This is a genomic window from Mesorhizobium sp. M4B.F.Ca.ET.017.02.2.1, from assembly GCF_003998955.1.
Taxonomy (GTDB): Bacteria; Pseudomonadota; Alphaproteobacteria; order Rhizobiales; family Rhizobiaceae; genus Mesorhizobium; species Mesorhizobium abyssinicae.
Genome location: NZ_RZOF01000341.1, coordinates 1 through 6696, shown reverse-complemented (window position 1 = coordinate 6696; position 6696 = coordinate 1). Strand labels below are relative to the sequence as shown.

6 protein-coding genes and 1 pseudogene are annotated in these 6696 nt (G+C 65.6%); 5 read left to right on the top strand and 2 right to left on the bottom strand.

The features are described from left to right. The 3 genes from EN738_RS28410 to EN738_RS28400 all read left to right on the top strand — a co-directional run. Positions 1 to 1057: ABC transporter permease (locus EN738_RS28410; RefSeq protein ID WP_145966955.1), on the top strand; the 1057-nt coding region annotated here is incomplete at its 5' end. Further along, positions 1054 to 2682, top strand: coding sequence for an ABC transporter ATP-binding protein (locus EN738_RS28405; protein ID WP_127286555.1), 1629 nt, complete (start codon positions 1054 to 1056; stop codon positions 2680 to 2682). The genes EN738_RS28410 and EN738_RS28405, both read left to right, overlap by 4 nt. 41 nt (positions 2683 to 2723) lie before the next feature. Next, positions 2724 to 3665 carry a glyoxylate/hydroxypyruvate reductase A gene (locus EN738_RS28400; protein ID WP_127286554.1) on the top strand — a complete coding sequence of 314 codons (942 nt, stop codon included), beginning with the start codon at positions 2724 to 2726 and terminating at the stop codon, positions 3663 to 3665. Between the two features lie 4 nt (positions 3666 to 3669). On the opposite strand, the gene EN738_RS28395 is transcribed toward EN738_RS28400, so the two are convergent. Together EN738_RS28395 and EN738_RS28390 are read right to left on the bottom strand one after the other, a co-directional pair. Next, positions 3670 to 4044 (bottom strand): hypothetical protein, encoded by a 375-nt coding sequence (locus EN738_RS28395; RefSeq protein ID WP_127286553.1) that lies wholly within the window; start codon positions 4042 to 4044, stop codon positions 3670 to 3672. An 82-nt stretch (positions 4045 to 4126) separates the two neighbouring features. Beyond that, entirely contained in the window at positions 4127 to 5059 is a 933-nt protein-coding gene (locus EN738_RS28390; RefSeq protein ID WP_127286552.1) for a methyltransferase domain-containing protein, read from the bottom strand. A gap of 106 nt (positions 5060 to 5165) precedes the next feature. On the opposite strand from EN738_RS28390, the gene EN738_RS28385 reads away from it, so the two are divergent. Both EN738_RS28385 and EN738_RS28375 read left to right on the top strand, forming a co-directional pair. Then, positions 5166 to 6176, top strand: coding sequence for a ligase-associated DNA damage response exonuclease (locus EN738_RS28385; protein WP_127286551.1), 1011 nt, complete (start codon positions 5166 to 5168; stop codon positions 6174 to 6176). 238 nt (positions 6177 to 6414) lie between these two features. Next, a pseudogene (locus EN738_RS28375) lies at positions 6415 to 6696 on the top strand (ATP-dependent DNA ligase); the annotation flags it as partial.

The following is a 6696-nucleotide window of genomic DNA, read 5'->3' as shown; positions in this document are numbered from 1 at the left end:
CTTCAAGTCGAACCGGCGCGGCTTTTGGTCGTTGTGGATCTTTCTCATCCTGTTCGTGCTGTCGCTGTTTTCCGAGTTCATCGCCAACGACAAGCCGATCATCGCCTCCTATAAGGGCGAGATCCTGTTCCCGGTGCTGGTCGCCTATCCGGAAGAGAAATTCGGCGGCTTCTATGCCGTGACCGATTATCGCGACCCCGTCATCCAGGACGAGATCAACGCCAATGGCTGGATGATCTGGCCACCGGTGCGCTACTCCTACCAGACGGTCAACAACGCCATTCCCGAGGCGGCTCCGACCAAGCCGTCCTGGCTCTACGACAAGAAGACGCTCTGCAACCAATACCCGCAAGGCGCGGCCGACCCGAACTGCTCGGTCGGCAACTGGAACTGGCTGGGCACCGACGACCAGGCGCGGGACGTGCTGGCGCGGCTGATCTACGGCTTCAGGATATCCGTCCTGTTCGGCCTGATCCTGACCGTGGGATCGTCGCTGATCGGCGTGGCGGCCGGCGCCATGCAAGGCTATTTCGGCGGCTGGACGGACCTTCTGTTCCAGCGCTTTATCGAGATCTGGTCGGCGATCCCGGTGCTCTATCTGCTGCTCATCGTCGCCGCCATCTTGCCGCCCGGCTTCTTCATCCTGCTCGGCCTGATGCTCTTGTTCTCCTGGGTGGCGCTGGTTGGCGTGGTCAGGGCCGAGTTCCTGCGCGCCCGCAACTTCGAATATGTCAACGCCGCGCGCGCCCTCGGTGTGCCCAACCGCACGATCATGTTCCGGCACCTGTTGCCCAACGCCATGGTGGCGACGCTGACCTTCCTGCCCTTCCTGCTCTCCGGCTCGATCTCGACGCTGACCTCGCTCGACTATCTCGGCTTCGGCCTGCCGCCGGGCTCGGCCTCGCTCGGCGAAATGCTTAAGCAGGCGCAGCGCAACCTCAACGCGCCGTGGCTCGGCATTTCCGCCTTCATCGTCATCTCGCTGATGCTTTCGCTGCTGGTTTTCGTCGGCGAGGCGACGCGCGACGCCTTCGATCCGCGCAAGACGTTCAAATGAGCGAGCCCCTGCTTTCCGTCCGCGATTTCAGCGTCGCCTTCGCGCAAGGCGGCAAGCAGTCGCTCGCCGTCGACCACATTTCCTTCGACATCGCCAAGGGCGAGACGGTGGCGTTGGTCGGCGAGTCCGGTTCCGGCAAGTCGGTCTCGGCGCTGTCGGTGCTGAAGCTCCTGCCCTACCCGACGGCCAGCCACCCGTCCGGACGGATTCTGTTCCAGGGCGCCGACCTGTTGTCCATGGACGAGCGGGCGCTGAGGCGGGTGCGCGGCAACAAGATCACCATGATCTTCCAGGAGCCGATGACCTCGCTCAATCCGCTGCACACGATCGAGCAGCAGGTCGTCGAGGTGCTGAAGCTGCACCAGGGGCTCGGCGACAGGCAGGCTCGAGCGCGCACGCTGGAACTGCTCAACGAGGTCGGCATACGCGACCCGGAAAAGAGGCTCGACGCCTATCCGCACCAGCTTTCCGGCGGCCAGCGCCAGCGTGTCATGATCGCCATGGCGCTGGCCAACGAGCCGGAGCTTCTGATCGCCGACGAGCCGACGACGGCGCTCGACGTCACCGTGCAGGCGCAGATCCTCGAGCTGCTTGCGAAGCTCAAGGCCCGCAAGGGCATGTCGATGCTGTTCATCACCCATGATCTCGGCATCGTCAGGAAGATCGCCGACCGCGTCTGCGTGATGACCAAGGGCAAGATCGTCGAGAGCGGCCCGACCAAGGACATCTTCGCCAATCCGCAGCATGCCTATACCAAGCACTTGCTGGCGGCCGAGCCGAAAGGCAAGCCGCCGGCGGCGAATGCCGACGCCAAGGCGGTGATGATGGGCAAGGACATCAAGGTCTGGTTCCCGATCAAGCGCGGCTTCTTCCGCCGCACCGTCGACAATGTGAAGGCGGTGGACGGGATCGACGTCACCGTGCGGGCCGGCCAGACGCTTGGCGTCGTCGGCGAATCCGGCTCGGGCAAGACGACGCTTGGGCTGGCGCTTGCCAGGATGATCTCGTCGACCGGAACCATCCAGTTCGACGGGCGCGACATCAACCAGCTCTCCTTCAATGCCATGCGGCCGCTCAGGCGCGAGCTGCAGATCGTCTTCCAGGACCCGTTCGGCTCGCTCAGCCCGCGCATGTCGATCGCCGAGATCATCGAGGAAGGACTGAGGATCCACGAGCCGAAGCTCACGCCCGACCAGCGCGACGACAAGGTCGTCGACGTGTTGAAGGAGGTCGGGCTCGATCCCGAGACGCGCAACCGCTATCCGCACGAATTCTCCGGCGGCCAGCGCCAGCGCGTGGCCATCGCCCGCGCCATGGTGCTCAACCCGCGCTTCGTCATGCTGGACGAGCCGACCTCGGCGCTCGACATGAGCGTGCAGGCGCAGGTCGTCGATCTCCTGCGCAGCCTGCAGGCCAAGCACGATCTCGCCTATCTGTTCATCAGCCACGACCTGAAAGTCATCCGCGCGCTTGCCAACGACGTCATCGTCATGCGCAATGGCCAGATCGTCGAAGCCGGGCCTTCCGAACAGATTTTTGGCAGCCCGCAAACCGACTATACTCGGGCACTGATCTCGGCCGCCTTCCGGATCGAGACGGCACCGACCGGCGTGGTCAGCGAATAGGCAGGGCCAAAGCTGAAATGACAGGGAAGAAAAATCCGCACATGGAAAAAGGCCGCGTCCTGCTTGCCGTCACCGGCTTTCATCCGCAGCGCTGGCGCGAGCTGCTGTCGGCCGAGCGCGAGGTGGTGCTGGAGCCGGACGGCGCCAGCGATCCCTCGATCACCTATGCGGTGGTGTGGAAGCAGAAGGCCAACCTGCTTTCGTCCCTGCCCAATCTGCGCGCCATCTTCTCGATCGGCGCCGGCGTCGACCATATCTTCGCCGATCCCGGCCTGCCCGACGTGCCGATCGTCAAGGTGGTCGCCGACAACCTCACCCAATACATGACCGAGTACGTGGTCTGGCGCGTGCTCGACCATCACCGCCAGGGCATGCTCTATCAAGCGCAGCAGAAGAAGAAGACCTGGCACGAACCGCCGCAGCGGCCGGCCGGCGACATCTCGGTCGGCATCATGGGGCTCGGCAATCTCGGCCGCGCGGCGGCGTCGGTGCTGTTGTCGCTGGGCTTCGCGGTCAATGGCTGGTCGCGGACGGAGCGGCCGATGAAAGGTGTTTCCACCTATGCGGGCGAGGTCGGGCTGATCCCTTTCCTCAACGCCACCGACATATTGGTGGTGCTGCTGCCGCTGACGGCCCAGACACAAGGCATCGTCAACTACAGTCTTCTGAAGGAACTGCGCAAGCGCAACGGCCTCGGCGGCTCGGTGCTGATCAATGCCGGACGCGGACGCCTGCAGAAGGATGCCGACATCCTGCGCGCGCTGGAGGACGGCACGCTGAAGGAGGCGAGCCTCGACGTGTTCGAGGTCGAGCCGTTGCCGAAGACCAGCCCGCTATGGGCGCATCCGAAGGTGTTCGTGACGCCGCATGCGGCGGCGACCTCCGATCCCGTGCATCTGGTGCCGATCATGCTGCGGCAGATGGCGGCTTACGAGCGCGGCGAGAAGCTCGACAATATCGTCGACCGCGAGGCCGGATACTAAATCCTCAAGACGGCTTCGAGCCGGGCAGTTCGAACTTGTTCTTCTTTTTCGGCTGGCCGCAGTCGCGGCGCTCGATCGACCGGTTCATGGCGTCGATCTGGCCGCTTGCCCTGTCGCTGTCGCGCGTCGCCTTGGAGCGCATGTCGGGCGTGAACGGACCGAAACCCATGGCCGGGTTGGAGAAGGTCGTCTTGGCGGTCGTCGGCAGGTGATTTTGCTCGGCCAGCCCATTGCGCTGGGCAATCAGCTGATCGCACGGCACGCTGTCATATTGCAGCGAGGACTGAACGTCCTCGTCCTGGCGTTCTGCCATCGAGGTGCCGCCGACGCAGCCGGCCATTGCCAGGCACGAGGCCAAGGCCATCATGTTCCAGCGCATGGTGTCCCTCTCTTTCTGTGTCCGCCCCGTACAACCCCGACACGAGATTCGGGCTTTTTCGCAGCAGGAACCTGGCGCAGGTTCACGACGTCGACGATTTCCCCGCCACCACGGCGAGGCCATCGATCGGCTCGTGGCGGTCGTGGCGGACGATCGTGCTGTCCAGCGACAAGATCGAAAAGCCGCTGGCGGCCAGAACGCCCCGCACGTAGCCTTGCGAATGCGCATAGCGGCGGGACGGGCGCAGCGCGAAACCGTTGCCGCCGCCCAGTTCTCCATCAGCCAGCGTCTCGACGGAGAAGGCAAACAATCCATCCTCGGAAAGCATGCCGGCGACGGTGCTCACAATGCCTTCGAGCGCGCCGACATAGATGAACACGTCGGCCGCCACCACCAGATCGGCCTTCGGGCCGGCAAACGCAAAGTCCTGCAGGTCGGCCTTGACGAGCCGGTCGTAAATGCCCTTGGCCCGCGCCTGCTTCAGCATGGCCGCCGAGATGTCGCAGCCCTCCAGCCGGTCGGCGATCGGCCGCAGCCTTTCGCCCATCAGGCCGGTGCCGCAGCCGAGGTCGACCGCCAGAGAGAAGCGGCCCGGCCGGACCGATCGAATGGCGTGATCGAGGAATTCTGGCATCCGGTAGCCGAGCTTGCCGACGAGCGACTCCTCAAAGGTAGCTGCATACTGGTCGAACAGGGTCTCGACGAAGGCGCTGGGCGGGGCTGCCGCAGCCGGCGCCTTGCCGATTAGTTGCAGCTTCAGCGCGGCGCCCAGCCGGTCCGCAGGCTCCAGCCGCATCGCCATCGCCCAGGCCTGCGCGGCCTGCTCGGGCTGGCCGGCGGCTTCCTGCATCTCGCCGAGGCGGAACCAGCCGGCCGACCATTGCGGCGCCAGCTCGAGCGCGCCGAGCAGCAGCTCCGCCGCAGCAGTGGGATCGCCGGAGGCGCCGAGCATCTCGGCGAAGTCGGCGCGGCGGTCGGCGGTCAGGTCGCCGGACGAGGCCTGGAACGGTTTCATGGTGCAAGGATCCCACCGGCGATCGGACCGGCGACTGGCTGTAGGATGAGTCAGCAGTCTCTGGCAACAGGCTTCCCGCGCCGGATTTAGCCACTATCTTGAAGCCATGCGCGCCAGCGACCTGCTCAAGCCCCGCCCCGAGGGCCTCTACTGCCCGCCCGGCGATTTCTTCATCGACCCGGTGCGGCCGGTGGCCCGCGCGCTGATCACGCACGGCCATTCCGACCATGCGCGCTCCGGCCACGGCTCGGTGCTCGCGACCCGGCAGACGCTCGACATCATGGCGTTGCGTTATGGCGAGGATTTTGCCGGGGCCACGCAGGCCGCCGTCCTCGGCGAGACGATCGACCTCAACGGCGTGTCGGTCAGCTTTCATCCGGCGGGCCATGTGCTGGGCTCGGCGCAGATCGCAGTCGAGCATCGGGGCATGCGCATCGTCGCTTCCGGCGACTACAAGCGCCAGAAGGACGCCACCTGCCAGCCGTTCGAGCCGATCCCTTGCGACATCTTCATCACCGAGGCGACGTTCGGCCTGCCGGTGTTCCGCCATCCGCCGGACACCGAGGAAATCGTCCGGCTGCTGAAATCGGCGGCGCAGTTTCCGGAGCGCTCGCACCTGATCGGCGCCTATGCGCTCGGCAAGGCACAGCGCGTCATGCGGCTCTTGCGCGACTGCGGCTACGACAGGCCGATCTATATCCATGGCGCGCTGGCGAAGCTCAGCGAATATTACCAGAGCCAGGGCATCGACCTCGGGCAGCTCGACCCAGCAACGGTCGACAGCGGCGGCAAGGACGATTTCGCGGGCGCCATCGTCGTCGGTCCGCCGGCGGCCTTCGCCGACCGCTGGGCGCGGCGATTTCCCGACCCGATCTCCTGCTTCGCCTCGGGCTGGATGCGCATCCGCCAGCGCGCCAAGCAGGGCGGCGTCGAACTGCCGCTGATCATCTCCGACCATGCCGACTGGGACGAGCTGACCGCCACGATCAAGGAGACTGGTGCTTCGGAAATCTGGGTGACCCACGGCCGCGAGGAAGCGCTGGTGCGCTGGTGCGAGCTGGAAGGCATCGCGGCGCGGCCGCTGCATCTGGTGGGCTATGAGGACGAGGGCGATTGATGGGACATAGCTTGCCAGTCGCCATCGCAGCGCTCTACGGCCCCCCTCTCTGTCCTGCCGGACATCTCCCCCTCAAGGGGGGAGATTGGCAGTTTCGATGCCGACGCATCCCTCGCGGCGCTGGAGATTGGCGAAAGCCGGCGCGACATCCGATCTCCCCCCTTGAGGGGGAGATGGCCGGCAGGCCAGAGAGGGGGGCCTCGCGCCAGCTTTCGCAATTTGCGCAGAGCGCCCAGCCATGAACCGCTTCGCCGAGCTCCTCGACCGCCTCGTGCTGACGCCGTCGCGCAACGGCAAGCTGACGCTGCTGACCGACTATTTCCGCAGCGTCGAAGACCCGGACCGCGGGCTGGCGCTGGCAGCGATCACCGGGGACCTGTCGATCGCGGCGGTGAAGCCGGCGATGCTGCGGGCGCTGGTGGTCGAGCGCATGGACCCGGTGCTGTTCGGCTATTCCTACGACTATGTCGGCGACCTCGCCGAGACGGTGTCGCTGGTCTGGCCGCAGGCGCCCGGAAAT